A 15,039-nucleotide genomic window follows, 5' to 3' on the forward strand; every position below is an offset into this window, starting at 1 on the left:
AAAACCGACCTCCTAAAATTAGATTTTTAGGTCTAACTTTAGGGGGTCGGTTCAAATTGCTTAGCAGGGTATGGCTTTATTTATTGCCTAAATCTGCTTATTTCTTTTTGGTGCTGCTCTTAGCTTTAGCATCATTAGCATTGGCTATCTGCGCCCAATCACGCAGCATATCAACGCAAGCTGCGGCATAAGCGCCGGCACTGCCAAAGGCACCTGCATCCTGAGTATACAGACGGAAAACCTGGATATCGTCATAATAGATATCTGCCGTACTGCCGTTGTCATAAACCACAAAATGGTTGGGGTTTACAGGTCCGCGCTGACGCACGTTCCACAAGCCGCCTGCGAGCATATAGGCACGATATTTACCCTTGGTATTACCGATACTCTGACTTACGTTAAAGCTCCAGTTACCCTCGGTAACAGTCGCATGGTCATCGTCTTTAACAACAACATCGGGATGAATGTTATATTCCTTAAGCTGCTTCATAACACGTTTTACGCGTTCCTCCGGCTCGGGATGGCTGCTGAACAGGCCGTATTTCGCACCGCCGCCCTGCTTGGACAAATCGTCCAGCTTCCACACGGTAATCAGCATGCTGTAAGGGTTATAGCCTGCTGCGATACTGTTTTTTACGCCTTCCTTATCGGCACCGCGCTCATCTGTACGGCTGTAGCCGGCAAACAACGCCTGCTGCGCTGCCTGCACAAGTCCCATGCCCTGTCCGCGGGTAGCAGCTATCAGAATCAGCGAGGTCCACATCTGCTTTTCAATCGCATTTACTGTGTGTTTCTTGGCTACGTGTCCCACCTCATGGCCAAGAACACCGGCCAGCTCCATGTCTGTCGGCATGTAGTCAATCAGTCCCTTATACACATAAACAAAGCCGCCGGGGCAGGCCAAGGCATTGACCTCATTGTTGTTAAGCACCTTGAAGGAAAAAGTGATATCATCACGTCCGCAAACCTTTGCCAGTCTTTGTCCGATGCGGTTAACTCTTTCCTGCAGCGCAGCATCCTGCGACACGCCGTATTGAGCCTCCAGCTGCTTAGCTGTCTGCTGGCCCATTTCAATTTCCTGCTCTCTGCTGATTAAACCTGCTTCTGCAGGATTAACGCCTACAAACAGGCAGCAGGCAAAAACAAATGTCATAAAAAGCTTTAATATTTTCCTCATATTGGCCTCCTGCTTCATAAACACACTACAATCAAAAAATCCTAGATTGCGCCCTCTTCATGTAAAGCGCTGATTTCATTATCATTATATCCCAGTTCCTGCAAAATATCCAGCGTATGTTCGCCGAGCTTAGGTGCTCTCATGCGGATGCTGCTTGCATCCTCACTGAACTTCACCGGACCGCCGATATACTGCAATTTGCCAAGATCACTGTCTGCTTCCTGCAGGATATGCTCCTGCGCCGTCAGCTCACTGTCCAACGCTTCCTCCAGGCTGCACACAGGCGTTACGCAAAATTCTGCGCTACCGATTAAATCCAACCATTGCTGTTGGGTTTTAGCTGCAATTTTAGCAGCCACCAGCTGCTGCAGCTCCTCTTCATGAGCAAAATCATATTGGCGTTTTTCCAGCTCCGGACATTCAATCAAATCGCAAAAGCGCTGCCAAAACTTAGGCTCGATAGTACCAACTGTCAGATATCTGCCATCTGCGGTACGATAAATATTATAGTAATGCGCTATACGGCCAAAAGGCTTTTCACCGGTTTCTTTGCAGCCCCACAAAGCGCTGATGCCCGTCACCTGCATAGACAGTGCCGTAGCGTACAAATTAACATCCAGCCACTGGCCTTTTCCTGTACGCTCGCGCGCCAGCAACGCCATAGAAATCGCACTCAAGGCATTCAAACCACTGCCTACAGCGCTCACCTGCACTTCGGATACACAGGCTCTGCCGACATCATCAAGATTATTTAAGCCTGCCAGCCCCACAACATTCAGATCATGCGCCGGCTTATGCGATTCCTGGCCGAAGCCGGTAATCGAGCAGTACACCAGACGCGGATTGATTTTGTGCACGCTTGCATAATCCAGTCCATAACGCGCCAGATATCCCGGACGGAAGCCCTCCAGAAAAACATCGGCCTTCTGCAGCAGCTTTAGCAGCAAATCACGGCCGCCGTCCTTTTTAAGATTCAAGGCAACGCCTCGCTTATTGCGGTTCAGCATCAGATGCCAATAGCTCATACCTTTAGTTTTTTCAGGCCAAAAGCGACGCGTCGCATCACCCTGCAAATCTTCAATCTTGACAACATCCGCACCATAATCACCTAACAGCATACCGCAATATTGTCCCGGCAACCACTTGGAAAAATCAATAACCTTAATACCTTCTAACAAAGCCAAATTTATCACTCCTGTTCTGCTTAATAAGCTTTTATATTCTGAAAAATTTTCTTATGAATTTATTCAGATATGTTCACAAAACACCTATTTAAATGCTATAATATAGTTATATCATTGTTAGCCATACACAACTTTCATATGGAGGTTTTTATATGCAAACCCGCAAGCTGACATCAGCAGCGCTTCTGATTGCCATCGGCACACTGAGCGCACATTTAATTTATATTCCTGCAGGTGTTTCCAAATGCTTCCCTGTGCAGCATGCCATCAATGTTATGGGTGCGGTTCTCTTAGGACCTGATTACGCCGTTGCTATAGGCTTCATCATTGCCTGTCTGCGCAACATGCTTGGCACAGGCTCGCTGCTGGCTTTCCCCGGCAGTATGATTGGTGCAGCCCTCGCAGGACTGGCCTACAACCGTTACAAAACCTTGCCGGCAGCTATGGCCGGTGAAATTTTCGGCACCGGCATCATCGGAGGCTTCGTTGCCTGGATTATGGCTACTCTGCTTTTAGGCAGCAAGGCCGTAGCCTGGTTCTTTATCCCGCCGTTTTTGGTAAGCACCATCGGCGGCAGCATTATTGCCTGCCTACTGCTCAAAACCGGTTTCTTTAAACAGCTTAGCAGCAAAGAAGGTAAGTAAGATGGACTTCGGTGAAATTGTCAACTTCCTTCTCTATGCCTTCAGCGGCATCTGCTTCGGAGCCTTTGCCTCACGCTACAGCGTTTTCAGTGCGCTGCACATTAAAAGCAAATGGCAGGAGGAAGGTATCAGCTGTCTTTTCAGCTGCTTGCCGCAGCTGCTCTTTCTCAGTGTAAGCTTTTTCCTTTTTCCGACGTGGTTTATCAGCAAGACTCCTACCGGAGGCTTCTTTTATTACGCAGTACTCGCATTCTTTTTCAATAAAGGTCTGCGCTTAAACAATAAAAAGTAAAGTAGGTGAAAAAATGACACACATCCACAATCATGCCTTGCCTCTCCCCGGCAAAGATGACGAAAAATATATCCAGCCTATGGCAGATATTTTTAAAGTTCTCAGCGATCCCACACGTATCCGCATTCTCTCCCTGTTAGCACACGAGGAAATGTGCGTTACCTGTATTGCCGATGCCCTTGGTATGACTCATTCCGCTATTTCGCATCAGCTGCGTCTGCTGCGTGCCACCAACCTGGTAAAATTTACCAAGGACGGCAAAGAGGTTATTTATTCTCTGGATGACAGCCATGTGCTCAGTCTTTTTGACCAAGCACTGGACCATGTAAAGCATAAGGTTTTATAATGCTGATTGGCGCTGTAAAAGCGCCAATTTTTTTATGCCTTTAAAGCGCACCTCTCCATTGACGGATAATCTCACTCTTATAGACCGAGGTCCAGCTTAAATCATCTACCGGCACGCGAACATTACCTATAAGCTCCCTACGGCCGTCATTATAGGGATATTTTTTTACATGCCACATATAATGATACCCGTTAGCAGGCAACAGCTCTACGCCCGCGTCACTCATCAGATAGTCTAAGAAGGCACGCGCCTGATCGGGATGCTCTGCGCTGCGCATAATCGCTGCACCGGTAAGCATCGTACGGTTGGCATCCTTCACCACTGTCGCAAACAGGTGGCGGTGACGTGCTTCCATCTGCAAAGCATAATCCAAAGGCACTATAGCAACGGTTTTTTTACCGATATACACAAGGTCTACCGCCTCGCCGAAGCCCTTGGTATACACCGGCTGCTGCGCATTAAGCTTGGCTGCATAAGCCATAGCCTGCTCCTTGCCGCGCATCTGCCAGATGCTTGTAATCATGCCGAAGCTTGCTCCGCCAAGATCAAAGTCGGCAATCGCCAGCTCATCCTTAAGCTGCGGTGCCAAAAGCTCATCCCAGGTTTCCGGAGCATACAGACCGTAGGCATGCAGATTGTTTTTATTGCTCAGCAAAGCAATGTAGCTCAGATACAAGCTTGTCCATTGTCCTGTACGGTTACGCAGCTCTGCCGGCACCTTGTAGGATTCCTTGGCAATATAAGGCTGCAGAATATGCTGCTCATCCGCCATGAAGTATTCCTCACTCGTACCGCCCAGCCAGACATCAAACCTGTGCTTACGCAGGTAATCCAAGCGTTCCTGCTGTGTGCCTCCGGGCAGATAGCTTATATTTACTTTTACACCTGCAGCCTTGCTGTAGCTGTCGGCAATAACCTCCGTCAGCTTGGTGCCCATACTGCTGCAGAGTTGCAGCTCCTTAGGCTGCGGCTGCTCACTGCCACAGCCCGTTGCCAGCAAAGCCAGCAGCGTCAAAATATATATTATAACTTTTCGCATCATCTTTTCCGCCTTTCGCTTTGCTATTATTATAGCATGAACGCCGAGCTTTCTCCATATTTAGAAAGTACGCAGGTTGTCATAAAGCACATACTGCTTTATAATGGAATACATCAACATACAAAACTTTCCGTGAGGAGATTACCTATGAGTTTTGACAAAAATAGTATCTATGCTCTTTTAAACAGCAAGAATATACAATTCTCCTATACAGAGCACAGGCCTGTTTATTCTATGGAGGAATCAGACACACTGAAAATACCTGCTGATGCCGTTATCTGCAAAAATTTATTTTTACGCAACAGCAACGGTAAGCAGCACTTTCTTCTGACCGTTCCCGCAGCTACTCCTGTTGATCTCAAAGAGCTTGCAGTAAAGCTTGCAAGCTCCCGCCTCAGCTTCGTTTCGGCAGAGCGTCTGGAAAAATATTTAGGACTGCAGTCAGGCTTAGTTTCTCCCTTCGGCCTGTTGAACGATACAAGCAAAAGCGTTATCTTCGTCAGCAGCAAAAACTTACCGCCATCCGCCATCATCGGTATTCATCCGAACGATAACACCGCCACCGTCTGGCTTGCCTTTGGCGATTTGCTGGCATTGTTGTCTGAACTACAGGTAGAAGTGAAGCTGGTAGAGCTGTAAGAAACAAGCATACTTGCGTAAAATGAGCGTTAAGACTTCCCTCGCTGCGTCTAAAAAATCCTGATCTTGTCACGTTTTTCCGTACTTTTCACACCTAATCTGTCACGTTTTTCCCTAAAACAAAAACCGCACCAACGTTAAACGCTGATGCGGTAAAAATTCTATTTTTATTTTACAGCCTGCGCCACAGACTGATTCATCTCAACACGTCCGACAGCGGCAACAGGCTCAACCTCAGCCTTTACGCGTTCCCAGATAACAAACTTAGCCTTGCTGAAGCCGTTAAAGGTAGTTGCGCTGGCAGAGGTATAGGCACCGCAGCTGGGAACCAGCAGTAAATCGCCAACCTGCAGCGGCACTGTCAGGCGTCCGCGGAACATAATATCCAGGGAATCGCAGCTCGGTCCTGCAAACGTCGCTGCCACCTTTTCATCACCCTCACGGAAGCTGATGAGCTTAAAATCCCACTGGTCAAAGAGCACACCGGAGAAGGTTCCGTACAGGCCTTCATCGAGGAAGTACCATGGCTGACCGCCGCGCTCGGTAACACCGATGACGCTGGTAATCAGATTTACCGCCGTACCGCAGATATAACGGCCCGGTTCGGCCCAGATTTCGGCATCGGCAAAATCTTCATCCAGACGCGCATTGATTTGGCGCAGTATTTCCGGCAGGTTGAATTTAACCTTCGGTTCAGGAATAGGGAAGCCGCCGCCGATATCCAGAATTCGCAGCTTCAGACCTGCTGCTTCAGCCTCCTCAAACAGCTCACGCGCAATATCCAGCGCATGCAGATAGGGGTCAGCGCTGACAGTCTGGCTGCCTACATGAAAAGCAACGCCTGCCATATCCAAGCCTGCTTCCTTAGCCTGCTGCATCAAAGCCAACGCATTTTCACGTGCAGCACCGAATTTTTTATTCAAATCAACATGTGCCGAAGAATTGTCGATACGCAGTCTGAGCAGTACAGTCGCATCCGGGCACTGTTTTTTTATTTTATCTATTTCACTGGCGCTGTCAAAGGTCATCTTGCGTACGCCACAGCTGCGGCAGGCCTCCAAGCCTATGCCCGTCTTTACCGGATTAGCGTAAATCAGACGGCCGCCATCCACACCCATATCATGCAGAGTGCGGATTTCTCCGTCGCTTGCTACGTCAAAGCAGGAGCCCATATCTGCCATCACCCGCAAAATTTCCGGATGCGGATTAGCCTTAATCGCGTAATGAATTTTGACACGCGGCATATATTTTTTTAAAACCTTGTAGTTCTTTTTGATTTCCTCAAGAGAAAGCACTAACAGCGGCGTACCGAAACGTACCGCTAATTTTTCTGCAGCCTGTTGGCTTATTTGGAAATGTTTTTTATTACTCATAACACTCTCCCCTTGCTATTGCATTTATTTTTTCTTCTATGATTGTACCACAATAATTTGAAAGTACAATAGGAAAACGGCAAAAAATTGATTTTTTTCAAGGAGAACGGAAAAATTTTCCAATAATCACGGATTAGCACATTTTTAACTGTAAAATACAGAGAATTTCGCCATAAAATATTTTAAACTAGCAAAAAGTTACTGAATACAGCAGACAAAACAAAAAGCGTTGAAATGTCGGTTAAATGACATTTCAACGCTTTTTTTATTCAGCTGAATCTGCGCAGCTTATTTTTTCGGAGCGGGAATTACATCGCAGCCCATGTAAGGACGCAGAACCTCAGGAACAACTACGCTGCCATCAGCCTGCTGATAGTTTTCCAGAATAGCGGCAACGGTACGGCCAACAGCTACACCACTGCCGTTAAGGGTGTGTACAAATTCCGGTTTGGATTTTGCATCACGACGGAAGCGGATGTTAGCACGGCGTGCCTGGAAGTCCAGGAAGTTGGAGCAGGAAGAAATTTCGCGGTAGCAGTTTGCTGCCGGCAGCCATACTTCGAGGTCATAGGTGGTAGCAGAGCTAAAGCCCAGGTCACCGGTGCACAGACGTACAACATGGTACGGCAGGCCCAGTAATTGCAGAACTTCCTCAGCATCATTAGTCAGCTTATCCAGCTCAGCCCAGGATTCTTCCGGTTTAGTGAATTTAACCAGCTCAACCTTATTGAACTGATGCATACGGATCAGACCACGGGTATCACGGCCTGCAGCACCGGCCTCTGCACGGAAGCAAGCGCTGTATGCGGTATATTTCAGCGGCAGCTCATCGCCGGTCAGAATATCATCGCGATGATAGTTGGTTACAGGAACCTCTGCGGTCGGAATCAGGTACATATCGCCGTTTTCCAGCTTGTACATATCCTCGGCAAACTTCGGCAGTTGGCCGGTGCCCTGCATGCTTGCACCATTAACGATGAACGGCGGGAAGAATTCGGTATAACCATGCTTTCTGGTGTGTACATCCAGGAAGAAGTTGATAACGGCACGCTCCAGACGAGAGCCCATGCCACGATAGAATACATAACGTGCACCGCTAACCTTAACGCCACGTTCGAAATCCAGAATGCCCAGGTTTTCACCGATATCCCAGTGAGCCTTAGGTTCAAAATCAAACTTAGTCGGTTCGCCCCAAGTGCGGATAACCGGGTTGCAGGTATCATCCTTGCCTACGGGAACATCTTCAGCGGGAACGTTAGGAATAGTCAGCAGAATGCTTTTGATTTTTTCTTCAATCTCTTTCAGTTCCTTGTCATCTGCAGCAATTTTATCGCCGAGAGCACGAACTGCAGCCATCTGCTCAGCAGCATCCTGACCGGCTTTTTTCAGCTTGCCAATCTCCTGAGATGCAGTATTGCGTTCTTTCTTCAGTGCTTCTACCTGTTGGGTAATTTCACGACGTTTTTTATCCAATTCCAGGAATTCAGTCAAATCAAGGCTGCCATTACGGCTTTTTACAGCCTCTTCGACCAGCTTCGGATTTTCGCGGACGAATTTTAAATCTAACATAATCTAGCCTCCAAATAATTTATCATAACTTATATTGTAGCATAAATCCCGTTGGGATAAAAGATTTTACTGCAATTTTTAATAGTCAATTCCCTCATCGCGACGTGCAAGATAGCGGATGGCGGAAAGAGCAGCCTTTTGTCCCTGACCGGCAGCACGGTTTACCTGCCACGGCTGACCTGTGCAGTCACCGCCGGCAAATACGCCTTCAATATTTGTTTGCGCCTGATCATCAACATAAATGCTGCGTCCGCGGATTTCCAATCCCGGCAGGAAGCTGTTGAGCGGATCGCTGGCGCGGAAAACAAAAGCAGCCTTAACGCTGTAAAAATCATCGCCTGCACGCAAGCCGGTAACCTTGTCGGTACCGGTAATTTCTGTCGGCTTATCCAGCACTACAGTAATATTTTTCTTTTTGGGCGGAACAAAACCGGAATACAGCGGGAAGAAGAATACATGCTCGCACTGGTCTGCCAGATATTCAACCTCTTCCAGAGCATCAGGTACTGTAGCAATAGCAGCCACGGACTTGCCCTTATATTTATCAGCATCAACAACAGCGCAGTAGCTTACACCCTTGCCCAAAAATTCTTTTTCACCCGGGAAAAGCGTAGAGCGGGAAATACCTGTTGCCAGTACTACGGAATCCGCAGAATATTCACCATGCGGAGTACCCAGCATAAAGCCTTCGCCTACCTCGCGCAAAGAAATAATTTTGGCCTCAATGATATCTACTTCCATCTGCTTGAGATGATTTACAAAAATATCCATAAGCGCAGTACCGGAAATATCCGGGATACCCATGTAATCTGTAATCTGCGCTACACTACGCAGACGGGGGCTGAAGCCGTGGGCTTCAAACAGAACAACCTTACGTCCCTTGCTGGCTGCAGTAATCGCTGCAGATACGCCGGCAGGACCACCACCAATAACGGCAATATCGTAATCCATAAGTCTATCCTCCGTACAAAAAAATTTAGGACCTACTATAACACTTTAATTGTATGCTTTTCTAGATGCATAGTCAAATGTTTTTATGCTTCCGGAGATTTTTTAAGTTTTTTTGAAAAAAGTGCTTGACATTTTCCTGCATATAGAGTATTATAATCAAGTAACGTGACCACGGCCCATTAGCTCAGTTGGTAGAGCACCTGACTCTTAATCAGGGTGTCGTAGGTTCGAGGCCTACATGGGTCACCACATTTGGCCGGTTGGTCAAGCGGTTAAGACACCGCCCTTTCACGGCGGTATCGGGGGTTCGATTCCCCCACCGGTCACCAAATTACGGGCGCTTAGCTCAGCTGGGAGAGCGTCTGCCTTACAAGCAGAATGTCAGCGGTTCGATCCCGTTAGCGCCCACCATTTTTTTGCCCATTTTGCCTCAATATTGTAATGGCCCGGTGGTTCAGTTGGTTAGAATGCCGCCCTGTCACGGCGGAGGTCGTGGGTTCGAGTCCCATCCGGGTCGCCAATCATGCCTCGGTAGCTCAGTTGGTAGAGCAAAGGACTGAAAATCCTTGTGTCCACAGTTCGATTCTGTGCTGAGGCACCAATCCAAAAACAGCACCTGCTATTGCGGGTGTTTTTTTATTATATGTATATCTATATCTGCTTAAACACATTTTTTTAGCCAGCAAGGAGTGTTATCATGTTTGAAAAATTTTTCCATGAAGTAACCGGTCCCTACATCTGGGGTCTGATTCTGCTTTTATCCCTGCGTGCCATCTTCTCTTCCGTGCGCAAAAAGGATTATCCGCACGCTGCTGCTTTTATCGTCGTGGCCATTGCTGCCGCATTTATGACAGCAAGCGCACTTGATATGCTTCCGCCTGCTATAGCAGAAATATTTGCATAAGAAAAAGGCCGCTGCGCAGCGACCTTTTTACAAGCTTAAACACCGCTTTACGCGGCGTTTTTTTGTGCTCATTTTCAGTTGATGCCGGTTACATCAAAGCCGGTATCTTCAACAGCAGCCTGCAAAACTGCGTCATCCAGGCCTGCACCCTCAACAACCGCATTATTGTTTTCCAAAGAAACGACAACACTTGTTACACCGGCAACAGCAGCCAATGCTTCCTTAACAGCGCCAACACAATGCTGGCAGTGCATACCTTCGATAGCAATAGTTTTAGTCATAATAAAATCTCCTTTGCAATTACAATTTTATAAAACGCAGTCTTAGTGCGTTAGTAACAACGGAAACACTGCTGCAGCTCATCGCCGCCGCTGCAATCAGCGGGTTCAGCAGCCAGCCGAAGGCTGTATAAAACACACCTGCGGCAAACGGAATACCGACAGCATTATAAATAAAGGCCCAGAAAAGATTTTCCTTGATATTGGTCATTACACCGCGGCTTAAGCGGATAGCTTTTGCCACATCAAGCAAATCGCTTTTAATCAAAACCATATCAGCGGCTTCAATAGCAATATCAGTGCCGGCACCGATAGCGATACCTACATCGGCACGCGCCAGCGCCGGTGCATCATTGATGCCGTCGCCTACCATAGCGACAATATGGCCTTCCTGCTGCAGTTTGCGTACTACCGCTTCCTTATCCTGCGGCAGCACCTGAGCAACAGCCTCATCAACGCCAACCTGCGCACGAATCGCCTCCGCCGTCGCCCGGTTATCACCGGTCACCATCAGCACACGCATACCCATCGCCTGCAGCCTGCCAATAGCCTCCCTGCTTGTCGGCTTTACGGTATCCGCAACAGCAATGCAACCTAAAAGTTCGCCTGCACGCACAAAGTATAACGGTGTTTTACCCTGTGATGCCATCTTTTCATGATGCTCCATCAATGCGCTTTTCTCAACATTCAGCGCCTGCAGCAGCTTCAGATTACCGGCAGCGCATTCTGCGCCGGCGATTTCTCCCGTAACACCTTGCCCGGGTATTTGCTTATAATTGACTGCTTCCGGCAAAGCAAGCTGCTTTTCTTCAGCAGCAGCAACAATCGCTTCACCTAACGGATGCTCTGAAAGCTTTTCCAAGCCTGCGGCAAAGGCCAGCAATTCATTTTCCGTAACCTTTACAGGCAAAATATCTGTCACCACCGGCTTGCCTGCCGTAATGGTACCTGTTTTGTCTAAGATAACGGTATCAACCTTATGCGCCGTTTCCAAAGCGGTTGCTGATTTAATCAGAATGCCGCTCTTTGCTCCGCGCCCTGTACCTACCATAATTGCCGTCGGCGTTGCCAACCCCAAAGCACAGGGACAGGAAATGACGAGCACTGAAATGGCAATCGTCAGCGCAAAATGCCAGCTTGCGCCGAGCGCCAGCCAGACAACCGCCGCAAGCACGGCAATGCCTATAACGGCAGGCACAAAATAGCTGCTCACCTTATCAGCCAGCTTGGCAATAGGCGCTTTAGAAGATGTTGCCTCATCCACCAGCGCAATAATCTTCGCTAAAGCGGTATCAGCGCCAATCGCAGTCGCTTCCATCTTAAAGTAACCGCTTCTGTTGACTGTGCCGCCGATAACCTTGTCACCGATTGTTTTATCGACCGGCAAGCTTTCACCGGTCAACGCACTTTCGTCCAAGGCAGCGCTGCCCTCAATAATTTTACCGTCCACAGGCACGGACGCACCGCTTTTTACAATCAGCACATCGCCTGTAACTACCTCCTCTACAGGAATTTCTCCCTGCAGACCGTGACGTTCGACAAGCGCCGTCTTCGGCGTAAGCTTCATCAGCGCCTTAATCGCATCAGAGGTGTGGCTCTTCGCCCGCGCCTCCATAAACTTGCCTAAGGTTACAAGCGCCAAAATAACGGCACTCGCTTCAAAATATAAAGCATCGACAAAGCCTGGCAGCAAATCAAGACGGTTATGGCCAAAGGCATACGCCATGCCAAATACGGAATACAAACCATAAATAAACGATGCACCGCTGCCTACGGCAATCAGGGAATCCATGTTAGGCGCACCGCTTAAAAGATTACGCACACCATGGATAAAATACTTGCGGTCGATAAAGAGTACCGGAATACACCACAGCATCTGTAGCAAAGCATTAATCAGCTCGTTTTCCTGCCCCAGAATAAAGCTTGGCAACGGCCAGCCCCACATGCGCCCCATATGCTGATAAAAAACAAGACCGGCAAAAATCAGCGAGCCGATAAGACGCTGCTTCATCTCCGCCATCTCCTGCGCCACCGTATCCTGCTGCGGCACAGGCGCAGCGGCAGCTCCTGCGGCATGCACACTTGCACCGAAGCCCAGCTTTTCAATGCGGGCAATAATCTCCTTTTCATCTACAACGCTTTCATCAAAGGTAACGTGCGCATTATTTTTCAGCAGATTAACACTCATCTGCTCCACGCCCTGCATCCTGTTGACAACCTTTTCTATGCGTGACGAGCAGGCACTGCAGCTCATGCCCGTTATATCAAGTAACTGTTTTTTCATCGTGACTCCTTTCGCTTGCTATCTGTTTGACATAAAATTTTTTGTCTGCTATTATTATAGCAAACGCTATCTTTATTTCAAGAACGCACTATTTAGGTAGATAGTATGTAAAAAGATACTGTAAAGATATATAAATTTTGATGCACAAGGCAGACATATGATTTTTTCATAGCATCATTATATCTTAATCACCTTGCTCTTTGCAGAAAGGAAACTCCAAATGAAAGATACTATTAACGTCAACTGTCCCGTTGCCGCCACGCTGCAGCTTATCGGCGGCAAATATAAGGCCTTGCTTCTATGGCACCTGTCCGGAAAAATTTTGCGCTTCAACGAGCTGCGCCGCCTCGTCCCCGAAGCAACACCCAAAATGCTCACTCAGCAATTACGCGAGCTGGAAGGTGACGGCTTGATTGCGCGCAAGGTGTACGCCGTCGTACCGCCTAAGGTTGAGTATAGCCTGACGCCGCGGGGCGAAAGCCTTTTCCCCATCCTGCAGGCCATGTATGCCTGGGGCAGCAAGCTTTTAAAGGGTGAAGGCATCTGCCCAGAATGCTCCATGAAGCCTGTGGAAGCAGAACATTGCTGCTGCCACGACAAAAGCGAATAGAAACGAAAAACTTCGGTAGAACGATTATATTTAGCGTTCTACCGAAGTTTTTTATTTGCTGTTCTTTTCATAAACTGCAATTTCAATCAAATTGCCATCCGCATCCCGCAGATAAATGCTTTGCATTGCTCCAAGGGCACCTTGACGCGCCACAACACCTTCCTCAATCGGATAGCCCTTGGCTTCTATTTCTGCTTTAATTGTGCAGATATCCCTGTCAGCAAGCAGGCAGATATCCTGACTGCCGTATGTAGGATGCTGCGCTGCCGGCAAAAATTCTGCCGGTCTGCAGTGAATATTAATCTTCTGCACACCAAAGTAAAAAGCATGCTTGCCATTTTTCAACTCATGACGCAAACCTAAAACGCCTGCATAAAATGCTATGCATTTATCAATGTTGGCTGTTGTGATAACAATATGGTCTAAACCAGTTATACGCATGAAAATCACCTGCTTTAATCTAAATCTCCCAAACAGGAATTATCAAATTATCTCTGTCAAATGCCGTAAACTTATCACTCAGGCACAAAATTCCACCTGTCCCACGCTTTAAGCTGGTCTTATCCAGCACACCAAAAACATTCGTCCAACGTTTGTCCGGCATCATGGTTTTCTTTACTTCGAGCGGATACAATGTACCATTGCGTTCAAGAACAATATCAATCTCCTTATTATCCTTATCACGGTAATAATAAATAAACGGCTCTAAACCTGCATTTTGATAGCTTTTCACAATCTCAGACACAACAAAGTTTTCTAAAATTGCCCCACTCATTGCGCCATTCATCAATGTCTCACTGTCTGTCCACTTCGTGAGATAGGCAACTAAACCGCTGTCATAAAAATATAGCTTCGGCTTTGTCACCATACGCTTCAGCAAATTATTACTGTATGGATGCAGGTAAAAAATAATTCCCAAGCGCTCTAAAATGTTCAGCCAGTTTTTCACAGTAGGCACACTGATTTCTACTGCATCAGCTATAGTTTTATAATTCACCATCTGGCTAGTAAGCGCCGCAACAACAGTGACAAAGTTCAAGAATTTAAAAGAATCAACTCTATCCGCAATCTCCTTGACATCCCTGTCAATATAGGTGGAAATATAGCTGCTATAAACTGCCGCCTGTTCTTTTTTTACTCCACTAACAATGGCAGGCATACCACCACGCCAGATCCGCTCAAAAACCTCCTGTATGCTTGCAGGAGAAACAGCTTTGCTACGCATTAACAAGCGCTCAAAATCAACTGTAAACGGTTCAGACGTACAGCCACATGCCTCTGCCTGCGATAAAGGTGACATGTGCAGCAAGCAAACACGCCCCGCCAAGGATTCCTGCACACCATCCATCAATTTAAAAATCTGTGAACCTGTCAGCCAAAAATCTCCTGCCTGCTGATGCTCATCAACATAAATCTTAATATAAGGAAAAAGCTCCGGTGCATATTGCACCTCATCAATGAATACCGGTGGCTTATGCAGCTGCAAAAACAGTTTAGGATCGTTTTTCGCCATCTCGCGTTCTGTAATATCATCAAGTGTAACATATTCGCGATTTACATCCTCTGCCTCAGCCAGTCTTTTTAACATAGTTGTTTTGCCAACCTGCCTGGGACCGGTCAATAGGACAACAGAAAATTCCTGCGCCATTCTTTTAAATGTCGCCTCCATTGCTCGATTAATATAAGCCATAGTCATCATCCTTTCCTTGTATTCTATGCAAAGTATATCCCATATAATACCTAAAAGCA

The 15,039-nt window shown here is 47.3% G+C and carries 16 protein-coding genes and 5 tRNA genes; 11 read left to right on the top strand and 10 right to left on the bottom strand.

The features are described 5' to 3' along the window. Nucleotides 1-97 precede the first annotated feature (97 nt). A complete protein-coding gene (locus Q7Q81_RS08020; RefSeq protein ID WP_293692996.1) occupies nucleotides 98-1,177 on the bottom strand; it encodes a M48 family metallopeptidase in 1,080 nt (359 codons plus the stop codon). A gap of 41 nt (nucleotides 1,178-1,218) precedes the next feature. Further along, complete coding sequence (locus Q7Q81_RS08025) at nucleotides 1,219-2,361, bottom strand: CaiB/BaiF CoA transferase family protein (protein ID WP_304275157.1); 1,143 nt, start codon at nucleotides 2,359-2,361, stop codon at nucleotides 1,219-1,221. A gap of 152 nt (nucleotides 2,362-2,513) precedes the next feature. On the opposite strand from Q7Q81_RS08025, the gene thiW reads away from it, so the two are divergent. Genes thiW through Q7Q81_RS08040 form a run of 3 tightly spaced genes read left to right on the top strand, consistent with a single transcriptional unit; the run spans nucleotide 2,514 to nucleotide 3,643 of the window. Then, nucleotides 2,514-3,005, top strand: a complete 492-nt coding sequence (gene thiW / locus Q7Q81_RS08030) for an energy coupling factor transporter S component ThiW (RefSeq protein WP_304094971.1) — start codon at nucleotides 2,514-2,516, stop codon at nucleotides 3,003-3,005. Between the two features lies 1 nt (nucleotide 3,006). After that, entirely contained in the window at nucleotides 3,007-3,297 is a 291-nt protein-coding gene (locus tag Q7Q81_RS08035) for a hypothetical protein (protein WP_293823097.1), read from the top strand. Nucleotides 3,298-3,310: 13 nt separating this feature from the next. Next, nucleotides 3,311-3,643 carry an ArsR/SmtB family transcription factor gene (locus Q7Q81_RS08040; RefSeq protein ID WP_293808446.1) on the top strand — a complete coding sequence of 111 codons (333 nt, stop codon included), beginning with the start codon at nucleotides 3,311-3,313 and terminating at the stop codon, nucleotides 3,641-3,643. A gap of 40 nt (nucleotides 3,644-3,683) precedes the next feature. Here Q7Q81_RS08040 and Q7Q81_RS08045 read toward each other — a convergent pair whose 3' ends face one another. Beyond that, nucleotides 3,684-4,685 carry an extracellular solute-binding protein gene (locus Q7Q81_RS08045; protein ID WP_304275159.1) on the bottom strand — a complete coding sequence of 334 codons (1,002 nt, stop codon included), beginning with the start codon at nucleotides 4,683-4,685 and terminating at the stop codon, nucleotides 3,684-3,686. Nucleotides 4,686-4,829: 144 nt separating this feature from the next. Between Q7Q81_RS08045 and Q7Q81_RS08050 the strand changes: the two genes are divergently transcribed. Then, nucleotides 4,830-5,321 carry a prolyl-tRNA synthetase associated domain-containing protein gene (locus tag Q7Q81_RS08050; protein WP_304275162.1) on the top strand — a complete coding sequence of 164 codons (492 nt, stop codon included), beginning with the start codon at nucleotides 4,830-4,832 and terminating at the stop codon, nucleotides 5,319-5,321. A gap of 167 nt (nucleotides 5,322-5,488) precedes the next feature. On the opposite strand, the gene Q7Q81_RS08055 is transcribed toward Q7Q81_RS08050, so the two are convergent. From Q7Q81_RS08055 to Q7Q81_RS08065, 3 genes are all read right to left on the bottom strand, one after another. Then, the gene (locus Q7Q81_RS08055) at nucleotides 5,489-6,694 is read right to left on the bottom strand and encodes a type III PLP-dependent enzyme (protein WP_304275165.1); all 1,206 of its coding nucleotides are present in this window, start codon (nucleotides 6,692-6,694) and stop codon (nucleotides 5,489-5,491) included. A 288-nt stretch (nucleotides 6,695-6,982) separates the two neighbouring features. Next, nucleotides 6,983-8,263 carry a serine--tRNA ligase gene (gene serS / locus Q7Q81_RS08060; protein WP_293808455.1) on the bottom strand — a complete coding sequence of 427 codons (1,281 nt, stop codon included), beginning with the start codon at nucleotides 8,261-8,263 and terminating at the stop codon, nucleotides 6,983-6,985. 78 nt (nucleotides 8,264-8,341) lie between these two features. Beyond that, nucleotides 8,342-9,214 carry an NAD(P)/FAD-dependent oxidoreductase gene (locus Q7Q81_RS08065; RefSeq protein ID WP_293823116.1) on the bottom strand — a complete coding sequence of 291 codons (873 nt, stop codon included), beginning with the start codon at nucleotides 9,212-9,214 and terminating at the stop codon, nucleotides 8,342-8,344. A gap of 173 nt (nucleotides 9,215-9,387) precedes the next feature. Between Q7Q81_RS08065 and Q7Q81_RS08070 the strand changes: the two genes are divergently transcribed. The 6 genes from Q7Q81_RS08070 (at nucleotide 9,388) to Q7Q81_RS08095 (ending at nucleotide 10,118) form a co-directional block, all read left to right on the top strand. Beyond that, nucleotides 9,388-9,463 (top strand) — tRNA-Lys (locus tag Q7Q81_RS08070). Between the two features lie 5 nt (nucleotides 9,464-9,468). Continuing rightward, nucleotides 9,469-9,543: transfer RNA gene (locus Q7Q81_RS08075), tRNA-Glu, on the top strand. 6 nt (nucleotides 9,544-9,549) lie between these two features. Continuing rightward, nucleotides 9,550-9,625 (top strand) — tRNA-Val (locus Q7Q81_RS08080). 32 nt (nucleotides 9,626-9,657) lie between these two features. Continuing rightward, nucleotides 9,658-9,734, top strand: a tRNA-Asp gene (locus Q7Q81_RS08085). Between the two features lie 5 nt (nucleotides 9,735-9,739). Beyond that, a tRNA-Phe gene (locus Q7Q81_RS08090) sits at nucleotides 9,740-9,815 on the top strand. 96 nt (nucleotides 9,816-9,911) lie between these two features. After that, on the top strand, nucleotides 9,912-10,118 hold the full coding sequence (locus Q7Q81_RS08095) for a hypothetical protein (RefSeq protein ID WP_009145849.1): 207 nt from the start codon (nucleotides 9,912-9,914) through the stop codon (nucleotides 10,116-10,118). Between the two features lie 74 nt (nucleotides 10,119-10,192). Here the strand turns inward: Q7Q81_RS08095 and Q7Q81_RS08100 are convergent, their stop codons facing one another. Continuing rightward, the gene (locus Q7Q81_RS08100; protein WP_293695366.1) at nucleotides 10,193-10,399 is read right to left on the bottom strand and encodes a heavy-metal-associated domain-containing protein; all 207 of its coding nucleotides are present in this window, start codon (nucleotides 10,397-10,399) and stop codon (nucleotides 10,193-10,195) included. Between the two features lie 19 nt (nucleotides 10,400-10,418). Then, complete coding sequence (locus Q7Q81_RS08105) at nucleotides 10,419-12,680, bottom strand: heavy metal translocating P-type ATPase (RefSeq protein ID WP_304275169.1); 2,262 nt, start codon at nucleotides 12,678-12,680, stop codon at nucleotides 10,419-10,421. A gap of 220 nt (nucleotides 12,681-12,900) precedes the next feature. On the opposite strand from Q7Q81_RS08105, the gene Q7Q81_RS08110 reads away from it, so the two are divergent. Beyond that, nucleotides 12,901-13,290 carry a winged helix-turn-helix transcriptional regulator gene (locus tag Q7Q81_RS08110; RefSeq protein ID WP_293722559.1) on the top strand — a complete coding sequence of 130 codons (390 nt, stop codon included), beginning with the start codon at nucleotides 12,901-12,903 and terminating at the stop codon, nucleotides 13,288-13,290. Nucleotides 13,291-13,341: 51 nt separating this feature from the next. Here the strand turns inward: Q7Q81_RS08110 and Q7Q81_RS08115 are convergent, their stop codons facing one another. Continuing rightward, a complete protein-coding gene (locus tag Q7Q81_RS08115) occupies nucleotides 13,342-13,731 on the bottom strand; it encodes a VOC family protein (RefSeq protein ID WP_293823120.1) in 390 nt (129 codons plus the stop codon). A 19-nt stretch (nucleotides 13,732-13,750) separates the two neighbouring features. Next, the gene (locus Q7Q81_RS08120; RefSeq protein ID WP_293808465.1) at nucleotides 13,751-14,980 is read right to left on the bottom strand and encodes an ATP-binding protein; all 1,230 of its coding nucleotides are present in this window, start codon (nucleotides 14,978-14,980) and stop codon (nucleotides 13,751-13,753) included. Nucleotides 14,981-15,039 lie beyond the last annotated feature (59 nt).

This window comes from Phascolarctobacterium succinatutens (genome assembly GCF_958453765.1).
Lineage (GTDB): Bacteria > Bacillota > Negativicutes > Acidaminococcales > Acidaminococcaceae > Phascolarctobacterium_A > Phascolarctobacterium_A succinatutens_B.